The organism is Hymenobacter lucidus, assembly GCF_020447265.1.
GTDB lineage: Bacteria > Bacteroidota > Bacteroidia > Cytophagales > Hymenobacteraceae > Hymenobacter > Hymenobacter lucidus.
This window is the reverse complement of the sequence record NZ_JAJADR010000001.1, coordinates 1,585,137-1,605,394: the sequence shown is the minus strand read 5'-3', so window position 1 is coordinate 1,605,394 and position 20,258 is coordinate 1,585,137. Positions and strand designations below refer to the sequence as shown.

The 20,258-nt window shown below is 60.8% G+C and carries 13 protein-coding genes; 6 read left to right on the top strand and 7 right to left on the bottom strand.

From position 1 onward, the window contains the following. Positions 1-54: 54 nt before the first annotated feature. Positions 55-1,347: a carboxypeptidase-like regulatory domain-containing protein gene (locus tag LGH74_RS06755; protein WP_226173776.1), complete on the bottom strand. Its 1,293-nt coding sequence runs from the start codon at positions 1,345-1,347 to the stop codon at positions 55-57. A 256-nt stretch (positions 1,348-1,603) separates the two neighbouring features. Here LGH74_RS06755 and LGH74_RS06750 point away from each other — a divergent pair, with 256 nt between their 5' ends. Beyond that, on the top strand, positions 1,604-2,617 hold the full coding sequence (locus LGH74_RS06750) for an alkaline phosphatase D family protein (RefSeq protein WP_226173639.1): 1,014 nt from the start codon (positions 1,604-1,606) through the stop codon (positions 2,615-2,617). A 111-nt stretch (positions 2,618-2,728) separates the two neighbouring features. Here LGH74_RS06750 and LGH74_RS06745 read toward each other — a convergent pair whose 3' ends face one another. After that, positions 2,729-4,432 carry a cellulase family glycosylhydrolase gene (locus tag LGH74_RS06745; RefSeq protein ID WP_226173637.1) on the bottom strand — a complete coding sequence of 568 codons (1,704 nt, stop codon included), beginning with the start codon at positions 4,430-4,432 and terminating at the stop codon, positions 2,729-2,731. A 696-nt stretch (positions 4,433-5,128) separates the two neighbouring features. On the opposite strand from LGH74_RS06745, the gene LGH74_RS06740 reads away from it, so the two are divergent. The 4 genes from LGH74_RS06740 (at position 5,129) to LGH74_RS06725 (ending at position 11,627) form a co-directional block, all read left to right on the top strand. Further along, complete coding sequence (locus tag LGH74_RS06740; RefSeq protein WP_226173635.1) at positions 5,129-8,419, top strand: serine hydrolase domain-containing protein; 3,291 nt, start codon at positions 5,129-5,131, stop codon at positions 8,417-8,419. Between the two features lie 91 nt (positions 8,420-8,510). Continuing rightward, positions 8,511-9,170, top strand: a complete 660-nt coding sequence (locus LGH74_RS06735) for a hypothetical protein (protein ID WP_226173633.1) — start codon at positions 8,511-8,513, stop codon at positions 9,168-9,170. Between the two features lie 259 nt (positions 9,171-9,429). Next, the gene (locus tag LGH74_RS06730; protein WP_226173631.1) at positions 9,430-11,064 is read left to right on the top strand and encodes a 3-(methylthio)propionyl-CoA ligase; all 1,635 of its coding nucleotides are present in this window, start codon (positions 9,430-9,432) and stop codon (positions 11,062-11,064) included. Between the two features lie 284 nt (positions 11,065-11,348). Then, a complete protein-coding gene (locus tag LGH74_RS06725) occupies positions 11,349-11,627 on the top strand; it encodes a DUF1294 domain-containing protein (RefSeq protein WP_226173629.1) in 279 nt (92 codons plus the stop codon). A 54-nt stretch (positions 11,628-11,681) separates the two neighbouring features. Here the strand turns inward: LGH74_RS06725 and LGH74_RS25070 are convergent, their stop codons facing one another. The 3 genes from LGH74_RS25070 to LGH74_RS06710 all read right to left on the bottom strand — a co-directional run bounded on the left by LGH74_RS25070 (position 11,682) and on the right by LGH74_RS06710 (position 14,278). Beyond that, positions 11,682-12,170: a DUF2059 domain-containing protein gene (locus tag LGH74_RS25070; RefSeq protein WP_226173627.1), complete on the bottom strand. Its 489-nt coding sequence runs from the start codon at positions 12,168-12,170 to the stop codon at positions 11,682-11,684. Between the two features lie 378 nt (positions 12,171-12,548). After that, positions 12,549-13,055, bottom strand: coding sequence for a hypothetical protein (locus LGH74_RS06715; RefSeq protein WP_226173625.1), 507 nt, complete (start codon positions 13,053-13,055; stop codon positions 12,549-12,551). Between the two features lie 68 nt (positions 13,056-13,123). After that, entirely contained in the window at positions 13,124-14,278 is a 1,155-nt protein-coding gene (locus LGH74_RS06710; protein ID WP_226173623.1) for an acyltransferase family protein, read from the bottom strand. A gap of 259 nt (positions 14,279-14,537) precedes the next feature. Here LGH74_RS06710 and LGH74_RS06705 point away from each other — a divergent pair, with 259 nt between their 5' ends. Continuing rightward, complete coding sequence (locus LGH74_RS06705; protein ID WP_226173621.1) at positions 14,538-14,966, top strand: Fur family transcriptional regulator; 429 nt, start codon at positions 14,538-14,540, stop codon at positions 14,964-14,966. Positions 14,967-15,075: 109 nt separating this feature from the next. On the opposite strand, the gene LGH74_RS06700 is transcribed toward LGH74_RS06705, so the two are convergent. Together LGH74_RS06700 and LGH74_RS06695 are read right to left on the bottom strand one after the other, a co-directional pair. Then, on the bottom strand, positions 15,076-16,731 hold the full coding sequence (locus LGH74_RS06700; protein WP_226173619.1) for a RagB/SusD family nutrient uptake outer membrane protein: 1,656 nt from the start codon (positions 16,729-16,731) through the stop codon (positions 15,076-15,078). 135 nt (positions 16,732-16,866) lie between these two features. Next, positions 16,867-19,845 carry a SusC/RagA family TonB-linked outer membrane protein gene (locus tag LGH74_RS06695; protein WP_226173617.1) on the bottom strand — a complete coding sequence of 993 codons (2,979 nt, stop codon included), beginning with the start codon at positions 19,843-19,845 and terminating at the stop codon, positions 16,867-16,869. Positions 19,846-20,258 lie beyond the last annotated feature (413 nt).

Sequence of the window (20,258 nt, the reverse complement as noted above, 5' to 3'; positions counted from 1 at the left end):
AGGCCCCGGACGTGACGTCCGGGGCCTTTTTGTTATACTGAGAAACCAGCGTTACTACTTTATAATCCGGCCGTTTTTGTCGAGGCGCACGTCAGCCTTCGGGGCGGCTTTGGGCACCATCGTGCCGAAAGCGCCTTTCTTCTCGAACGACTGAATAACCTCGTCTTCCACCGGGGTGCGCTTCACCACGGGGTTGTTGGCCCAGAATTCGGGGTCGTACTTGATGCTCTTGATGGCCTGCAAGTCCCGGTCGTCCACGCTCACGCGGGCGTAGGGGATGCTGGTGGGCGTGGTGCTGGTGTCGTAGAAAAAGGTGAACGACGAGACGGTGAGCGGCGTGGCGGGTTTGCCAGGCGTGGTCAGCTCAGCGGCCAGATTCACCTTGATATATTCGATTGGAGCCACGGCATCCTCGGTGTTCTGGAACGACATTTCGATGTCGAGCTTGGTGTTGCGGAACTTCTGGTTGATGTTGGTGGTGGTGGCCGTGAAGTTGGGCGTGCTCATGCGGTAGCGCACCACTTTGTAGCTGTCCACGTCGATCCAAACGGTGCCTTTGGCCTTGTATTTAGTCAGCTCGGGGCGGGTTTCAAAATCGATTTCGGCAATGCCGCCCTTGGTGCTGTCGGGGCCGGCTACCACGCCTTTCAGCTCCAGCAGGTAGTTTTTCACGGCATTGGGGCTCAGCAAGGCCAATGATTTGGTGGTGTCGGCGCGGGCATCAAACAGGCCGTAGGACTTGGTGTAGAGCGAGAAGTTGCTGAAGCTGGTGATGCTTTGCTTGGCCGCGTAGCGCCCCTGGGCAATGGCCGTGCCCTCGATGCGGGCCGTGCTCGACTTCACGTCCCACACCACTTCCTGCAGCTCCGTTGGGTCGCCATCGATGCGGGTGGTTTGGCGGTAGAAAGCTTTACCGTAGAACTTGCGGCTGTTGCTGCTCTGCAGCTGGCGAAAGGCCCGATCGACGAGGCGAAAGGCGTAGCTACCGATTTTCACCTCGGGCAGCGTCACGTTGGCTGGCGCCAGAGATACGCGCAGCAGCTCAGCGTTGGTAGTTACGCGCAGCGTATCGCGCACGTGGCCCAGCTCCGAAATCAGCAGCGTGATGGGCAGCTTCGGCACCCGCAGGCTGAATTCGCCCTCGGTATTGGTGGTGGTGCCCAGCGTGGTGCCCGGCACCGATACGCTGGCAAACGGCAGCGCCTGGTTGGTTTCCTTATCGAGTACGATGCCGCGCAGCTGCTGGGCCTGGGCGAAGTGCGCAAACAGCAGCGCCAGCAGGAGCAGGAAAGCCGGCCGAAAGCGCGACCGGGCGGCGGAAGAAACGGAAGAAGCAGCGGAAGTCATCAAAACAGCAGGATTGGTAAATGAAGGGAAAGCCCCGGCTCTGTAAACGGCCGACGCACCGACGAGCGTATGCCCCGTGCAAAAGTAGGACCGCTCTGGTTGTAGACCGGGAAAGTTTTACGGGATAATTCAAAAGACCTTGGTAAGAGCCAATACGCTGCAAGTGGTGGAAAGGAACGGTAGGCCAACGAAGCCTTTCTCACAACTTAACGCAGGCTTTACACTACTGCAACCACGCAAACCGCATCTTTGCGGGATGAAAAAACACCTGCCGTTTCTTTTCGGGACCCTACTCTTGCTGAGGTGCCCGGCCCAGGCTCAGCAGCCTAAAGACCTGACGCTGGCCTTCGGCTCCTGCAACAAGGTGGAGCTGCCCCAGCCGCTCTGGGACGATATTGCCCGCGACAAACCCAACGTCTGGATCTGGCTCGGCGACAACGTGTACGGCGACACCAACGACATGCAGGTGCTCAAGGGCAAGTACGACGCCCAACTCAATCTGCCCGGCTACCGGCAGTTTCGCCAGCAGGTACCCACCATCATCGGCACCTGGGACGACCACGACTACGGCCGCAACGACGCGGGCAAGGAGTACCCGTTCAAAAAGCAGAGTCAGCAGTTGGCCCTCGACTTTCTGGGGGAGCCCAAAAACAGCCCGCGCCGCCAGCAGGAAGGCATCTATGCTTCTTATACTTACATGGCCGGCACCAAAAAAGTGAAGGTTATTCTGCTCGATGACCGCTACTTCCAGGATGAGCTGGAGCGTGGCATCATCGACCGGGCCTACGTGCCCAACCCCACAGGCGACATTCTGGGCGAGGCCCAATGGCAGTGGCTGAGCCGCCAGCTCACCGGCTCCGATGCCGACGTGCACATCATCGGCTCGGGCATCCAGTTTCTGCCCAGCCAGCACCCCTACGAGAAATGGGCCAACTTCCCGGCCGCCCGCAAGCGCCTGCTCGATTTGCTGATAGCCAGCCGGGCCAAGGGCGTACTGCTCATCAGCGGCGACCGGCACATCGGCGAAATGTCGAAGATTACGCTGGCCGGCCAGAAGCAGCCGATTTACGAAATCACCTCTAGCGGCCTCACCCACGTTGACCCGCGCATCGTGGACGAGCCCAACCAGTACCGCGTGGGGCCGCGCGTCAATCAGCAACACTACGGCCTGCTGCGCTTCCGCCAGAAAGGCAAGAAGCTGTTGGTAACGGCCTTTCTGAAGGGGGATAATGGCAAGGAGCTATACCGCCAGGAAATTGAGATGCAGTAATGCATTAAAACCATTGCCCACAGAAAAGCCCGCCGGTGCCAATGCGCCGACGGGCTTTTCGCTTCAGAGTGGACTGTCTGGTTTCAGCCCCGCGGCCGAATAGGTAGTCCTTTATTCCTTGACCAGCCGGTGAGTGGCTACCTGCCCATTGCTGACGATGCGCACCAGGTACACGCCCGGCTTCAGCCCGGCTACCGGCAACGCTACCTGCTGGCCCGCCGCAGTTCCCCTGATGCTGCGGCTACTCACTTCGTGGCCCTGAGCGTCGAGAATAGTGAGCTGCACGAGGCCGGTGGCGGCCGGTACCATTACCGCTAGCTGACTCTGGGCCGGGTTGGGAAACAGGGCCGCTTCCGGCTGGGCCGTGCGGGCCCCCGTAGTGGCTTTCGAGAAGCTCCACCAGTTGATATTGTAGCCCCCGGCCGGTACACCCAGGGCAATATCCTGCCGGCCGGCCGGCAGCGTTACGGTGTGCGAAATGGTCGTCCAGGTTTGCCAGCCGCCGGTAGCCGGCACGGTCACGGAGCCGCGTAAGGTGGTGCCCGAGTTCTGCTCCACCCGGATAGTGCCGCCCCCGCCGGGACTGGCCACCCGGTACTGAATCAGGTAGCTGCCGGCTTCGGGAATGGTAACGGTGTAGGCCATCCAGTCGCCGGCATCGAGCCAGCCCACATTCAGGCCCCCGCCGGTGTCGGTAGTCGTTTCGGTTTGCACGCCGGCCGCCGTGTGGGAGCTTTCGGCCTGCACGAGGGTGCCGGTAGCCGGTGGTGGCGTAGTGCCGCCCCCACCACCGCCCGTCACGGTACCGTTCCAGCTCTGAATGTAGCCTTTCACCAAGGCCCCCGATTGTGTCAGGTAGCTATCTGACCAGGGCGCGGTGGGGCTGGTGCCGGGCACGAGGGCAGAAGCCGACTCGGCTTTATCGTTCAGGGCCCAGTTCAGGTGGCTGATGCCGTTCTGCTTCAGAAAATTCATCCATTCCTGGGTGGAAGCTGCGTCCACGTAGCCATTGCCCGAGGCCTCGGTGGTACCGTATTCCGTCACCAGCAGGGCCACGCCCCGGTTCAGGGCCGTCTGGGCTTTGTCGCGCAGGCTTTGCTTGTGGGAGGCCGCGTAAAAGTGCAGGGTGTAGGCAATGTTGGGGTAGCTGGTAATGGGGTTGCTGGCCGCCACATCCACATCCTGCGACCAGGTCGGGGTGCCCACTACAATCAGGTTATCGGGGTCAATGGCGCGAATGGCCCCGGCTACGGCTTCGGCGTAGGGCTTGATGGTGCCGGTCCAGGACACCTGCAGGGGCTCGTTGTACACCTCGTAGATGACGTTGGGCGTATTGCCGTAGGTGCGGGCCATATCCTGGAAAAAAGCAATGGCCTGGGGCTGGTAGCTCTCGGCGTGGTGCGAGTGCCAGTCGATGATAACGTAGAGGCCCTGGGCAATGCAGGCTTCTATTACCGCCTTGATTTTCTGTCGGTTGCCGACCGGGTTACCGATGTAGCCACCACCGTCTTCAACGCCCATGGCCACGCGCACGATTTTGGCGTTCCAGTTATTGCGGAGCCAGTTCACCACGTTGGCGTTGTAGTATTTCTCGCCACCCCAGCCGTCGTTGCTCCAGAATAGGCTGTTGCCAGCCAGGCTCACCGGCACGTTGTTTTTGTCGACTACTTTATTGCCGGCTACTTTCAGCAGACCGTATTGCTGCACCGGCGTCTGGGTTTGGGCGGCGGCCTCCAGGCTGAACGTGGCAGCCAGCGCCAGTACTACGCCCTTCGTCCAGGCGCGCAGCGGGTTGGTTGTGTTTGAGGTTTTCATAGCAAAAAGGAATGGGATAAGAAAATGGGTGCAAAGCCCTAGAGGAGCCGCCCTGCGCTGGTAGTTCCGGACCTAACAGCGCAGGGCAGTGCCCGGCGGGCAAGTGGCCGCAATGCCACCCGCACGGCAATAGAAACAGGCGCACCACGTCAGCCGCCCGGTGTTGGGGGCATTGGTGGCACAGTAGCAATAGGTTGGGGAGCCGGCCGGTGGCTTGTTCTCAGGGAGCAAAGGCAGGCCGGGCGGTAGAAACGGAGGCGGGTAACGAGGGCCGGTGCGGGCCCGCGTATCAAGCGGCGGCTCAGGGGCAGCCGCTGCAGCTGCGGTTGGGAAGCGGGCCGCCGGATGACCGGCGGCAACGCCTGAAAGCCAGGAGCTCTTACTGGCGTCGGCCTTAACGGTAAAAGCCAAGCGCATCAGAAGAATCCTGTTCCTGCAATACTACGGCACGATTTATAAAAGCGTTGATAAATAGTAGCCGAAACGCATATTTATAAAATACTTTATATCAATTATTTACAAGTCAATACTACGCCAGCACCTTTGCCTGTCTTATAACTTTGCTCGGAAACACCACCAGCCCACCGGTGTGGCGGGTACCATGGCAGCCCAGGCAGCACTTTCCTTTCCGGGCCCGGCCTCGGCCCAAGCCGCGTATTGTCTTAAATTCGCCTCTCAACTCATCTGCGCCCTATCTTGTCTTTCGCCCGCCTATTTCCGTTTCTGTGGCTGCTGCTGATTTTGCTGAGCCCCGTCGATACCCTGGCCCAGCGCCGCAAAAAGCAGTCGGCCAAAAAGAAAACCACCCAGACCACCACCCGGCGCGGCAAGCAAAGCGCCGCCGCCCGCCGGCGCCAGGAAATTCTGGATTACCGGGAAGCCCAGGCCGCGGCCGCCCGCGCCAAAGCCCGCCAAGCCGCGGCCAAGGCTTCAACAGCAGCTATTGCCTCGAAGGCGACTTCCGCGCCGGCCAAAGCCGCCCGCCCGCGCGGCGTGCAGCCGGTACCGTTTGCCGCCCAGCTGGCCTCATCGCGCTGGGTCGATTCGGTGATGAAGACCCTCACGCCCGACCAGCGCGTGGCCCAGCTCTTTATGGTGGCCGCCTACTCCAACCGTAAGCGCATCGACGAAGACTCCATTTCAACCCTGATTCAGCAGTACGGCATCGGCGGGCTCATCTTTTTCCAGGGCGGGCCGGTGCGCCAGAGCCGCCTGCTAAACCGCTACCAGAGCCAGAGCAAAGTGCCGCTGCTGGTGGCCCTCGACGGTGAGTGGGGCGCGGGCATGCGCCTGGATAGCGTGGTGAAGTTTCCGTTTCAGATGAGCATGGGCGGCATCCGCGACAACCAGCTGCTCTACGACATGGGCCGCGAAATTGCCACGCAGTTCAAGCGCCTGGGCATGCACGTCAACTTTGCGCCGGTAGTGGATGTGAACAACAACGCGGCCAACCCCGTCATCGGCTTCCGGAGCTGGGGCGAGCAGCGCGAAAACGTGACCGAGAAAAGCTACCTGTATATGCGCGGCATGCAGGACGCGGGCGTGCTGGCCGTAGCCAAGCACTTTCCCGGCCACGGCGACACCGACACCGACTCCCACCTGGCCCTGCCCCTGGTGCGCGTAGATAGGCGCCGCCTCGATACGCTGGAGCTGTTTCCGTTCCGGGACTTGATGCGGCGCGGCCTGGGCGGCATCATGATTGCCCACCTCAACATTCCGGCCCTCGACAGCACCGGCATGCCCAGCACCTTGTCAAAACCTATTGTGACGGGCATGGTGAAGCAGCAGCTGGGTTTTCAGGGCGTGATATTTACCGATGCCATGAACATGAAGGGCGTCATCAGCAAGTACCCACCCGGCGAGGCCGACCTGCGGGCGTTGGTGGCCGGCAACGACATTCTGGAGTTTTCCAAAAACATTCCCCTGGCCCTGCAGATGGTGCGCGCCGCCATCAATGCTGGCCAGTTGAAGCAGGAAGACATTGACGCCCGCTGCCGCAAGGTGCTGGCCCTGAAACAGTGGGCCGGCCTGGATAAATACCGCCCCATCGAGCTGCGCAACCTCTACCAGGACCTCAATCCGGTGCACGCCCAGGCCCTGAGTCAGAAGCTCTCGGCCCTGAGCGTCACGCTGCTGCGCAACCAGAAAAACGTGCTGCCTCTGCAGCGCCTCGACACGCTGCGGCTGGCCACGCTCACCATCGGCACCAAAGACACCACCGACTTTCAGCGTCTCACCGCCGACTACGCCGCCGTGGACCACTACTGGCTGAGCGCCACCGCCACCCTCGACGAGCTGACGCAGATGCGGGCCGCGCTGAAACGCTACAACACGCTGCTCATCGGGGTCAATAATCTGGGCCGGCTGCCGGCTACCAGCTTCGGCGTGACGCCCGAAACCAACCTACTGCTGCGCGAGCTGACCAGCGCCAAGCAGCGCGTTGTCGTCAGCGTGTTTGGTAATGCTTATGCCGTGGCTAAAATCCGGGACCTAGACCGCGCCGACGCGGTGCTGCTGGCCTACCAGGAAAGCAAAAACGCCCAGGAAACCGTAGCCCAGGTGATTTTCGGCGGCCTCGGTGCTACCGGCCAGCTTCCCGTCACGGTTACCGACAAGTACAGCCGGGGCTTTGGGCTGACTACCGCTGGCGGTCTGCGGCTGGGCTACGGCTTCCCCGAAGATGTGAACATGAGCAACACCCTCGAAGCCCGCGTCGACTCTATCGTGGCCCAGGCTATGGCGGCCCGCGCCATGCCCGGCTGCGAGGTGCTCATTGCCCGCAAGGGTACGGTGGTGCTGCGCAAAAGCTACGGCACCCACAGCTTCGCTGATGCACCCGCCCAGGCCGGCCGGCCCAGTCGCGCCGTGCGCAACACCGACCTCTACGACCTGGCTTCGCTCACCAAAGTATCGGCCGCCGTTCCGGCCCTGATGAAGCTGCAGGAACAGGGCAAGTTCAGCCCCGACAAAACCCTGGGCGACTGTTTCCCCGAGTTCCAGGGCACCAACAAGCAGGATCTGAAGCTGCGCGACGTGCTGGCCCACCAGGCCCGCCTCAAGGCCTGGATTCCGTTCTGGCAGGGCTACACCCAGCCCAAAGGCTTTTTTGCCCGGCTCTTCGCGGGCTTCGCCAAACCCGACCCCAACCGCAAGCTGGCCCCTGACGCCAAACTCAGCCGCCGCTTTTTCCGCCCCGACTCGTCGGCCCGCTTCCCGCTGCAAGTGGCCACCCGGCTCTGGGGCCGCAAGGATTTGCCCCAGCTGCTGGTAAAGCAGATTGGCGAGTCGCCGCTGAATGAGAAGCCGGGCTACGTGTATTCCGATCTGTCGTTTTACCTCTATCCGCTGCTCGTGAAGCAGGTCACTGGCAAGCCTTTCGACCAGTTTCTGCGCGAGGAAATCTACGGGCCGCTGGGCGCTACCACGCTCGGCTTCAACCCCACCCGCCGCTTCTCGCGCAGTCGTATTGCCCCCACCGAGTACGATTCGCTGTTTCGGCAGCAGCAGCTGCACGGTACCGTGCACGACGAAGGCGCGGCCCTGCTCGGCGGCCTTTCCGGCCACGCTGGCCTCTTCGGCAATGCCAACGACCTAGCCAAGCTGGTGCAAACCTACGCCTGGCAGGGCAAGTACGGCGGCCAGCAAATCCTGAAGCCCGAAATCCTGGCCGACTACACGCGCTGTCAGTTCTGCGAGCAGGGCAACCGCCGCGCCCTGGGCTTCGACCGGCAGGCCGCCAAACCTGCCGGCAATACCGCCCACGACGCCTCCCAAAGCAGCTTCGGCCACTCGGGCTTCACCGGCACCTTCTTCTGGGTCGACCCGGAGCAGGAGCTGATCTACGTGTTTCTCTCCAACCGCGTAAACCCGACCCGGCGCAACAACAAGCTCGGCGAACTGAACGTGCGCACCCAGATTCTGCAGGTAGCCCTAGAAAGCATCCGGAAGGCGCAGACCCAGCCGGTGGAGACGACCGTGGAGGAGTAGAAGTATTTTTTATAGAAGCGGAGTTGCAACTGTTCGGGGCCCAGTGGGCTCTTCAGCTTTGGAAAACTCCCATCCGAACTTATTGACGACTATGCTTCATCCCATCCGCCTTAATATTATCCTGCCGTTTGCCTTGCTGGCTACAGTGCTGCTTTCGGGCTGCGAAAAAGACCCCGAGGAATATAGGCTCTCGGCCGAGCAGCTAGCTTGGCAGCCGTACCACGCCAACGACGTGCTGCGCTTCGGCCACGCCAAGGACGGCAAAGTGCGCACCTACCGCGTAACGGAGGTGCAGGACCAAATGGAGAAGCAAAACACCGGCATCAACTGGACGCCTTTTCCATCCCGGGAACTCATAGCGCAACAAGTTAAGGTGCTGGCCCTGCGCACCGATTCCACGGCCCAGCCCCAGACTGTGCTCAACCTGGAGCTCTACTACGACGGCAGCGAGGCGAAAGTGGTGCTGCTTGCCGAGGTCGAGTGGGAAACATTTTACCCGGCCGCCCGCCTGCCAATTGACTCGGTCAATGCGGGTGTTGCCCTGGGCACCACCTTTACTCCAGGTATCGAGTTTCTGCCGACCATTACCCTTGGGCCAGCTACTTATTCGCAGGTTATTCGCGCCCAAAACCAGTATCCGACTGCTACTCTGCCCGGTCTCAAGCTGGTGCGCCAACTGTATTATGCCAAAAACAAAGGCGTAGTGGCCTTTGAAGAAGACGGCACCGGCCTTTGGTACCGACTGCCGTAAGCTCTGCCTCTTCGTTCTTGCGAGGAGGCACGCAGCAATCCGTCCTCTACGCAGGTAGTTCCGCCTTTCACTAGCAAGCCCTTTATTCCAACTGGAGTAAAGGGCTTTTCATTTAAGACAGCTTTCTACATTTCAGCAGACGGATTGCTTCGTGTCTCCTCACAATACATATTTCCCACATGCAACCACATTCTCCACATTAGCACATCAGCACATTAACTAGTAGCTTAAAGCCCCGACCTAACCCCACCAGAACAGCATGCTAGGACTAATGATGAACGAGCCCCTGCGCATTGCCGGGCTTTTGCAGCACGCCGCCAAGTGGCACGCCGATACCGAAATCGTGACGCGCCTCGTTGAGGGCGGCTTCCACCGCTACACTTACCACGCCGCCCATCTGCGGGCCAAGCAGCTGGCCAACTCCCTGCGGGAGCTGGGCGTGCAAAGCGGGGACCGAATTGGGACGCTAGCCTGGAACACGCACCGCCACTTCGAGCTGTACTATGGTGTCTCGGGCATCGGGGCCGTGTGCCATACCATCAACCCGCGCCTGTTTGCCGAGCAGCTCATCTACATTATCAACCACGCCGCCGACCGGTTCATCTTCTTCGACCTGACCTTTCTGCCGCTGGTGGAAAAGCTGGCCCCGCACTGCCCCAAAGTGGAAGGCTGGGTGCTACTCACCGACCGCGCCCACATGCCCGAGACTAGCCAGCTGCCCGATATCCGCTGCTACGAAGACCTGCTGGCTGCCCAGAGCGCCGAGTTTGAGTGGCCTTACTTCGACGAAAACACCGCCTCCTCGCTCTGCTACACTTCCGGCACCACCGACCAGCCCAAAGGGGTGCTCTACTCCCACCGCTCCACAGTGCTGCACAGCTACGCCGCGGCCCTGCCCGACTGCTTCAACTGCTCGGCCCGGGACGTGATACTGCCCGTGGTGCCCATGTTCCACGTCAACGCCTGGGGTATTCCGTACCTGGCCCCAATGATTGGCTGCAAGCTGGTGCTGCCCGGCCCCGGCCTTGATGCGGCCAGCTTGTTTGAGCTCTTCGAAAATGAGGGCGTGACCTTCTCGGCCGGCGTGCCCACTATCTGGTTTGGCCTGCTCACCTTCATGCGGGAGAAAAAAGCTCGTTTCCGCACCCTGACGCAAATGATTGTGGGTGGCGCCTCCTGCCCGCCAGCCCTGCTCCGGGCCTTCGATGAGGAGCTGGGTGTCACCATCCGCCACGCCTGGGGCATGAGCGAAACCTCGCCCCTGGGCACCGTGAACACGCCCAAGAGCAACCAGCTGCGGCTGAGCCCCGACGAGCAGTTTGCCATCAGTACCAAGCAGGGCCGCAGCATATTCGGCATCAATATGAAGATAGTGGACGGCGAGGGCCGGGAGCTGCCCCACGACGGTGCGGCCTTCGGCGACCTACTGGTGCGCGGCCCCTTCGTGGCCGGCGGCTACTACGAGTCCGACAACCGCACGCAGTTTACCGCCGACGGCTGGTTCCTGACCGGCGACGTGGCTACCATCGACCCCGACGGCTTCATGAACATTACTGACCGCTCGAAGGACGTCATCAAGTCGGGCGGCGAGTGGATCAGCTCTATTGACCTCGAAAACCTGGCCGTAGCTCACCCCGGCGTGGCCGAAGCCGCCGTTATTGGCCTGCCCCACCCCAAATGGAGCGAAAGGCCGCTGCTGGTAGTGGTACGCAAGCCCGGCACCGAGGTCGACAAGCAGGAGCTGCTCGATTTCTTCGAGGGCAAAGTGGCGCACTGGTGGAAGCCCGACGCGGTGGAATTCGTGGAGCAACTGCCCCACACGGCCACCGGCAAGCTGCTCAAAACCAAGCTCCGCCAGGACTTTACCGGCTACGAGTTTCCGCCGGTGCAATAGGCTGAAACGCCAACAGGCCCGGGGTGCAGTACCGGGCCTTTTGCCTTTTTAGAAGCGTTCCGGCCGTAAGCTGGAACGCTTTTTTAGTATCGTTGGCAACCTCTCAACAACGGAAGGTCTAGCTCGGTGAGCGGCGCCCTCCGCTCTTTCAATGAAAACCGCTGCTTGCTTGAATGCAGCTCCATACCTTGCGGCCCCGCTGGTATCTCATCTTGCCCGTCCCTTTTGAACCCACCCCGGCCGAAACCAGCACTGACTAGCCAGAAAGGCCCGGCTCCCGCACCATGACCATACTCTTGAGTTGCCTGTTGTTTTTCAACCTCCTGTGTTTCCTGCTCTTCGCCTTAGATAAACGCAAAGCCCAACGGGGCCAGCGGCGCATTGCCGAAAAAACGCTGCACCTCGCTACGCTGCCCGGCGCGGCGCCCGGCGCGTGGGCAGCTATTTTGCTGCTCCACCACAAAAACCGCAAAGCCGCTTTCTGGGGCGTTACCCTGGTGCTGACGCTGCTGCAAGGCGTGGTACTCTATTTCACGTTGCCCTATTTTCAGGCGCAGTTGTAGTCGTGTCAAACGGCTGCATGCGGGGAGCTGCACCCTGCGCAAGTCAAGCAATGACTACTCTTGGCCTTTCATCTTGGCCTCAATGGCCCGCTGCAGCTCGGGCAGGTTTTCCTGCACCCGGCGCTGGCCCAGCTCCATGCCGGCCTGCATCAGAAACGCCTGGCGGGTCACGAATTTCTGCCCCACGGGTGTTTCGTAAAACTTGGTCAGGTCTTTTAGCTCTTTCTCTGTAAACTCCTTGGCGTAGAGGCTAATCATGTCTTCCTTGAGCGACGTCCAGCTCATGTACTTGGCCATGAAGGCCCGCATTTCCGGCTCCACAGCCTTCATTTCGGGCCGCTGCTTTATTTGCATCGTCATCATCTGGTCCATGGCCGACCCCAGGGTTTTTTCTACCTGCATCGTGTTCAGGAAGGTTTCGGCGGCCTTGCGCTGGGCTGGGGTGCTGGTGCTGGTGGCGGCAGGTGCCGGGGTTTGGGCCTGCACGGCAGCGGGTATAGTGAGCAGCGCGGCAGCCACTAGGGAAGTAAGGAAAGTACGCACGGATAGTAAGCTAATGCAGAGCACGCAGCGGATGGCCGGCCGGCCCGGCCGCGTGGTTCCGGTGAAGAAATAGGGTTCGATATCCGTGGTAACTCAGGACGGCTTACCAGCCGCAACAGGCCTGCTTACCCCTCATTCTACAGATGGGGGCAAGATACTACTTCCCGCTTGTTTCTGCCTTCGCCAGTTCCCCCTCTTGGCCGGTAAAATGCCATTGCGCACCTTGCTCGCAGCGGAGAAGCAGCCGGTAGTATCGGCTGGGCTAATTGGATATTTTGACCATACTACTTCTAGTCTGCCTCTATACTGCTTCTAGACTTCCTCTAGACTTTGACCAACCAAGGCCTACGAACGTTGGTTGCTTCAATAGGACAAAACCTATAGTTCTTCCGGTGGCTTCGCTACGGCCCAGCCTCCCGGCAACCCCGACTGCAGGATATAGCTCTGGCTGGTCAGGTTGCCGGGGCGGTCCTGGGCTTCTACCTCGATGCGGGTGCCGGGCCAGTCGGTGCTTGCTACGGCGGCTTGAAACAGCCAGCTGCCACCAGGCTCAGGCGTGGCGGGGCCTTGCGCCATCAGGGCGCCGGTAGCGGCGTAGAGGCGGACCTGCACGGCCGTAACGGCAAAATTATCGGTAGCCCAAATGCGGATTGAGTCGCCAGCCTGGCCGTGGTAGTTGCTCAGGTCGGTAGCCGTAATAACCGGCCCCCGCATGAAATCGGAAATGGCGACGGTCCGGGCGCTGGTCTTCCTGACGGTGATACCAGTGGTGTACAACGCCTTAGCGGCCGGATCCTGCATCTGGCCGCTTACCTGGCGAATGGTGATGTTGCCCAGCTTGCCACTGAGGCCGCTTAAGAGACTGTTATGGGTGACGCGTGCCATGCTACCTGGGAGTTAGGATACCGGGGTAAGAACCAACTATCCAGGCACAATGGCAAGGACAGTCTGCCTCAGACCTTTATAATAATGCGCCGCTCATACATCAGCCACAGCACGCCCAGCCAGATGAGCACGCAGGCCAGGCCGCCGGCCAGGGAAGCCAGGTATGGGCCGGGGAAGAAAGGCACAAACAGCGTGTCGTAGAGCCACTGCTTCATGTTGGTAACGCCCGCGCTGGTAGTTACCGGCCACTTGTTGAGGCCCCGGGCAATGAGGCCCGAGAGGAAAAACACGGTAATGGCGTTGACGCCATACACAACAAAGGGCTTAATGCCGCGCCGGTAGCCCTGCACGTCGCAGAGCCAGTAGAGAGCAGCCAAGCCCATAGCCGCAATGCCGCCGGTGTAGAGCACATAGGAGCTGGTCCACAGGCTTTTGTTGAGCGGCAGCCAGCTGCTCCACACCAGGCCCAGTACCACGGCCCCGCCGCCGGCCACAAACAGCCAGGCCACTTTGGCGGCGGCTTCCAGGCTCGTTTTGCGCAGCTGCTGCCCGGCCAGCAAGCCCATAATGCCGGTGCCCACGGCGGGCAGGCTGCTCAGCAGGCCTTCCGGGTCCCAGGTTTTGCTGATTTTCCAGAGGTGAGCCTCCCCCAGCAGCAGCCGGTCGAGCCAGGCGCCCAAGTTGGTGGCCGGCTCCAGGTTGGCTGCCCCGATACCCGGCACCGGTACCAGCTGCAGCAGCACGTTGTAGCCCACCAGAATAATGGTCAGCAGCCACGCCTGCTGCCGCGCGGTGGTTTTGAGAAATAGCGCCCCGCACACCAGAAACACCAGCGCAATGCGGGCTAGCACCCCCGGAATGCGCACCGTGGCCAAGTCCCACTGCAGAAACAGCGCCGCAAACAGCCCCAGTCCAAACAGCACCGCCGCCCGCCGTGCAATACGCCCCAGCAGTGGCCCGTGGGGCTGCGTGCGCCGGGCCGAATCGAGGGCGTAGACGATGGAAACGCCCACGATGAACAGGAAGAAGGGAAAGATGAGGTCGGCCAGGGTGCAGCCGTGCCACTCGGCGTGTTCCAGCGGCGCGTAAATGTGGCCCCAGTCGCCGGGGTTGTTTACCAGTACCATGGCCATAACGGTGAGGCCCCGAAACACGTCGAGCGACACCAAGCGGGTGGGCAGTAATGGCAGCGGTTCGGCAGAAGGAACGGTGAGGCGGGGCATAGGGAGAGGCGGCGGTTTTACCAAAGATAGGGAAAGGCCGCAGCGGCCCGTAGCGCGAACTGCGTAGCTCGCGTAGCCTGGGCCGTCAGGTCGTTCTGGCCCGCCAACTGCCAAATTCGCGTTACTGTGCTCCTGCCACCCAATACCTGGGGCCGGCATCCTGCACACCTTTTCGGCGGCTTGCTTGTTACTACCGCGCGGCCCCATTTCCGGCGGCACGCATGGGCTTCGGTGCCAACCTCGTACTTTTGAACTTCCCATGGCAACTCCCGACCATATTGCCCTCACGCTGGCCCGCCACGGGCTGCGCCATACGCCCATGCGCCGTGCCGTGCTGGCCGTGCTGTTCAGCAAGTCGTTTGCCTTGTCGAGCAACGACATTGAGCAGGCGCTGGAAGCCGATACCGACCGGATTACGCTTTACCGCACCCTGCGCACCTTCGAGCAGAAGGGCGTTATTCACCGGGTACTCGACAGCTCCGACGTTATCCGCTTTGCTGCCTGCGCCGCCACCTGCACCGAGCAGGCCCACGCCGACGACCACGTCCACTTCAAGTGCTCGGTGTGCCAGCACACCTACTGCCTCAACCAGGTGGCCATTCCGGTGGTGCAGCTGCCCGGCGGCTTCCAGGCCACCCACCGCGACTACCTCATGTCGGGCGTGTGCCAGCAGTGCCACACCCAGTGAAGTGGTGATTTGATGATTCAGTGATAGTTCTTTTGGAACTGGCTGATTCCGCCATACAGAAAAGGCCCGTCCGGAACTCCGGACGGGCCTTTTGCTTGCTACTTCCCTCTTAGCGGTAGTTCGGGTTCTGCAGGAATTCACTCTTATTGGTAATGGCGTCGAGCTGGCGCTGCGGAATGGGGCGCACCGCGTGGTAGGGCTGAATGCTGGCCCCGGCCTCGGGGTTATTGGCCTTCACCCGGTCGATGAGCTTGTTGGTACGCTTCAGGTCAAACCAGCGCAGCTGCTCGCCGGCCAGCTCCCGGGCCCGCTCGTCTAGAATAAAGTCCAGAGTAACGTCGGAGGCGCTGATGCGCATATCGGCCACCTTGCCGGGCAGCGCCGCCCGCTCCCGCACCGCGTTGATCTGCTTGACGGCGTCATCCGTCTTGCCCAGCTTGAAGTTGGCTTCGGCGGCCATCAGGTACACGTCGGCCAGCCGGATTACGTAGGCATCCCGGGCACTTTGCTCCTCCTGAATCGTGGGGCGCGTCGGGTCGTCGAATTTGCGCAGGCACACGTACTGCAGGCGGTTTTTGCCGGTGCCGTTGGCGTTGTAGATGTCGTTGACGTCATACACACGGTACTTCTTGGCGTTGCGCACGGCCGTAGACACCACTTTCTTGGTAGCCAGAATGGCCGTGTCGCCCACGGCCAGGGGCTTGGTGCCGGTGGTTACGGCCGTGTTGGCCAGCCACACCGTGCGGAAGGAAGCAGCGTAGCGCGAGTCCTTGGTTTCGTCGAACAGATTGAGCAGAAACTTGCTGGGCATGAAGCGGTTGAAGGGCCGGCCGTTGGCAATGTCGCGGGTCATGCCGGGCTGGTCGTCGTACTTCATCATCCACATCAGGTGGCCATTGTTGCCGCCGCGCGGGTGGCCGTCGGGGTAGAGGCCCGCGTCTACCCGGTCGTTCAAGGTCAGGTCTTTGGAGTAGTTCACGGCCCACACGATTTCCTTGTTTTCCAGGTTGGTCATCGACCACAAGTCGGCGTAGCGGGGCTGCAACGAGAAGCCGTAGCTCGAAATCACCTTCTGGGCCAGCGTGGCGGCTTCCTGGTTGTTGCCCCGGGTGAGGTACATGCGCACCAGAAACGCCTCGGCGGCGGGCTTGGTCACGCGGCCGTAGTCGGTGGTGGTGGTGGGCAGGTTGGCTACGGCAATCGTCAGATCCTCGAAAATCTGCTTGTAGAACTCATCCACCGGGGTGCGGTTGGCAGTTTTGTCGGCGCCCAGGGTTTCGGCCGTTGTGAAGTGCACACCGCCCCAGCTTTCCACGATGTGCCAGTAGTAAAAGGCCCGCAGGAAGCGCAGTTCGCCTTCCCGGGTTTTCTTCAGCGCATCGCTCATGCCGCTCTGCCCCACGCGGCTGATGCCGGCGTTGCAAACGTTGATGCCGATGTAGAGCTTGCTCCAGAGCGACTCCACGGCCCGCGAGCTGGACTGCAGCGTGGTGTACTCGGTCAGGTCAGGGTTTACGTCGCCGGCGCCGCGCAACCACAGGTCGGTACCCATTTCCGACATGCTGTAGCCATCCTCCTTGCCGTACCACCAGCGGGTGTAGGAATACGCGGCATTCACCAGGTTGTCGAACCCAGCTGGCGTGGTGTATACCGAGTCGGGCGTGAGGCCCGAGGGGTTGTATTCTTCCAGCTGCTTTTCGCAGGAAGTAAGACCCGCCAGCGCTACGGCCGTCAGGGCAACATATATTTTCTTCGAGAATTTCATGGGAGCTTTATTAGTTGTTAGTTGCTCGTTGTCAGTTGTTAGTTGCCGGTTGTTACTGTTTGTAGTTAGCAGTTGACTCCGAAAGTCCAAACGCCCAACTAGAACCACTAACAACTGACAACCAACAACTAACAACTAAAAACCAAGGTTGATACCGGCCAGCACGACGCGCGGAATGGGCGTGGTGATGGGGCCGCCCCGCTCGGGGTCGTAGTTGTCGATTTTGCTGACGGTCACCAGGTTTTTGCCCTGGATGTAGATGCGGGCCGAGCCCAGACCGATTTTTTCCAGCAGCCCGGCAGGCAGGTTGTAGCCCAAGGTCACGCCGCGCAGCTTGGCAAACGAGCCGTCGCGGTATTGCAGCGTGGTGCCGTAGAGGCTGTTCTGCATCGTCGATTTCGACAGCGAGGCGTCAGGACGGGGGTAGTCGTTGCTCGGGTTTTCGGGGGTCCAGTAGTTTTGCACCGAGCTGTTTTCGATGCCCTGCGGGTCGAAAATCTGGGCGTACTCGTAGTTGATCATCTGGCCGATGCGGGCAAACACCTGGAACGAGAGGTCGATGCCTTTGTAGGCGAAGTCGCTGTTGAAGCTGCCGCTCCACTTGGGCACCGCGGCACCCAGCACGCGCCGGTCGTAGGCGGCGCTAATCTTGCCGTCCGGTACGCCGTTGGGGCCCGAAATGTCCTTCACCTTGATCTGGCCGGGCTTCTGGCCGTAGAGCTTGGCTTCGTCGACTTCGCTGGTCTGCCAGATGCCTACTTTCTCGTAGTCGTAGAACACGCGCACGGGGTAGCCCACGAAGCGGTTGTTTACCAGGTCATCGGAGCCACCCAGCTCCAGGATTTCTTCCTTGTTCTTAAACCAGGTCAAACCCACATTCCAGCGGAAATCCGGGGTTTCGACGGCCAGGGCATTGATGCCGACTTCCACGCCGCGGTTGCGGGTTTTGCCGATGTTCTCGATGATGTTACCGCGACCCGTAGTCGAGGGCAGGAAGTTGTCGAGCAGCAGGTCGCTGGTTTTGGTTTCGTACACGTCGATGGAGCCCGTCACGCGGTTCTGGATCAGGCCGAAGTCGAGGCCTACGTTCTTGGTAAGCGAAATTTCCCAGCCCAGGTCGGTGTTGCCCACGCGCTTATCGAAGCCGTAGCCCGAGGCGCTGGTTTCGCCGAAGCCGAAGGGAATACGCGTCAGCACGCTCTGCGACGAGTACGGGGCCACGTCGTAGTTGCCGGCGCGGCCGTAGCTCACGCGCAGCTTCAGGTCGGTGATGGGCGTGAGGCCTTTCATGAACTCCTCGTCGATGATACGCCAGGCCACGGCGGCCGAGGGAAAGAAGGCCGCCTTGTTGCCGGTGTAGAGCTTGGACGAGCCGTCTTCGCGGGCCGTGAGCGTGAGCAGGTAGCGGCTCTTGTAGCCGTACTGCACGCGCCCCGTGAGGGAGAGCAGCTTGCTGCGGGTCAGGTTGGTGTAGGGCGAAACCACCTGCGAGGCGTTGGCCAGGGCGTAGTATTGCTGGTAGGGCACTGGCACGCCGCGGCCCTGGGCCAGGGAGTTTTCCTGATTGAAGGTAAGCAGCGAGGTGACGCCCGTTACGTTAACGGAATGGTCGCCGAAGGTTTTGCTGTAGTTCAGGATGTTTTCCCAGCTCCAGTTGGTTTCGAAGCCCGTGCCGTAGGAAGCCTGGTTGATCTGGCCGTTGCGGTCAATAGAATACTGCCCCAGATAGATACCGGTGCGGTCGTTGGACAGCGTGAGGCCCACGTTCGAGCGAAAGTTCAGGCTGGGCAGAATCTGGTAGCTGAGGTAGGCCGTCGAGAAGGTGCGGGTGCGGCGGGTGTTGTTGGCGTAGGCATCCGGCTGCTCGTCGGCCAGGGGGTTGAGAAAGGCCGCGTTGTTGGGGTAGTTCACGAAGCCGCCGTTGGCATCGTAGGGCGTGAAGAGCGGGTTAATCTTGTTGGCCAGGTTGGTTGGGTCGCGGCGGGCATCGAGGTTATAATAAGTCAGCTGGTTTTGCAGCCCGATGCGCACCTTGTCGTTGATGGCCTGGTCGATGTTGGCCCGGAAGGAGTAGCGGTTCAAATCGTCGTTGCGGAACAAACCCTGCTCATTGTAGTAGTCGGCCGAGAGGTAGAACTTGGTTTTCTCCGAGCCGCCCGATACACCGATTTGGTGCTCCTGCTGCACGCCGTTGCGCAGCAATAGGTCGGCCCAGTTTGTGGAGGTGCCGTTGGCAATGGCCTGCAGCTCCAGGGGCGTAAAGATCTTGGCGTCGTCGGCGGTGCCGGTCCAGTTGCCGGTGGTGCGGTTGGCCTCGCGCTTCTGGGCTACGTACTGTGCGCCGTTGTTCACTTTGGGGTAAAAGGCTACGTCGGTTTGCCCGTAGTAGGAGTTGAAGCTCACCTTCGTTTTGCCGGCGCTGCCTTTCTTGGTCGTCACGATGATAACGCCGTTGGCGCCCCGGGCCCCGTAAATGGCGGTGGAAGCTGCGTCTTTCAGCACTTCCATAGCCTGAATGTCGTTCGGGTTGATATCCTGAATCGAGTTATACTGCACACCGTCCACAATAAAGAGCGGACCGTTGCTGGCCAGAATGGAGCGGTTGCCGCGCACGGCAATATTGACGGCCGCCCCAGCCGAGCCGCCGGCGCTGGTAATATCCACGCCGGGCAGGCGGCCCTGCAGGGTTTCCATCACGTTGGCGGCGGGCACCTTCTTCAGGTCTTCTTCTTTCACCGACACGATAGAGCCGGTCACGTCGCTCTTTTTCACCTCGCCGTAGCCGATTACCACGACTTCGTCCAGGGCTTTCTGGTCGGTTTTGAGCCGCACCTTCACCGCGCCGTCGGAGCCGACCGTTACGGTGCTGGCCAGGTAGCCCACGTAGCTGAACACGAGCGTGGGCTCGGTGCCGGCGGGTACGCTCAGTGAGAAATTGCCGCTGGCATCGGTGCCAGTACCAATGGTGGTTCCTTTCACAACGACCGTGACGCCCGGCAAACCCTGCCCGTTGGCGTCGTCGAGGACCTGGCCCGTCAGCTGGCGGGCTTGCTGGGCCCAGGCCTGCCCGGCCAGGCCACACAGCAGCGCGAGGAGTAGTAACCAGTTTTTCATGATGTGGGAAGTAAAGTGGGAATTTGATTTGTCGAAGAACCGGCGGCCAACGGCGGCAGAACGCACGCGGTTGCACTCTCATAAGGTTGCGCTAATCACCAGGAAACGACAGAAGGTGAGCGAATTAATTTATGCAAACGTTGTCGGGAACGTTGCCAAATGCCGTTTTCGAAACAAAGGATGAGTAATTACTCACTCGCAGCCGGATTTTCTTGACCGCCGAGCTGTCTTACCAACCCAGCAGGGCTTATATAATAATTGTACTATATAAATATCCGACCTTATTGAGCCTACCGGCTCCCAAGTCAGAGTGTGCATTCAGAACGCCGCGTCGCGCGTGCTGACATTGCTTGTTCTGTCATCTTGTATTCTGCGCATCGAGCGGCGTGACCTTCCCTACCTAAGTGATAGGG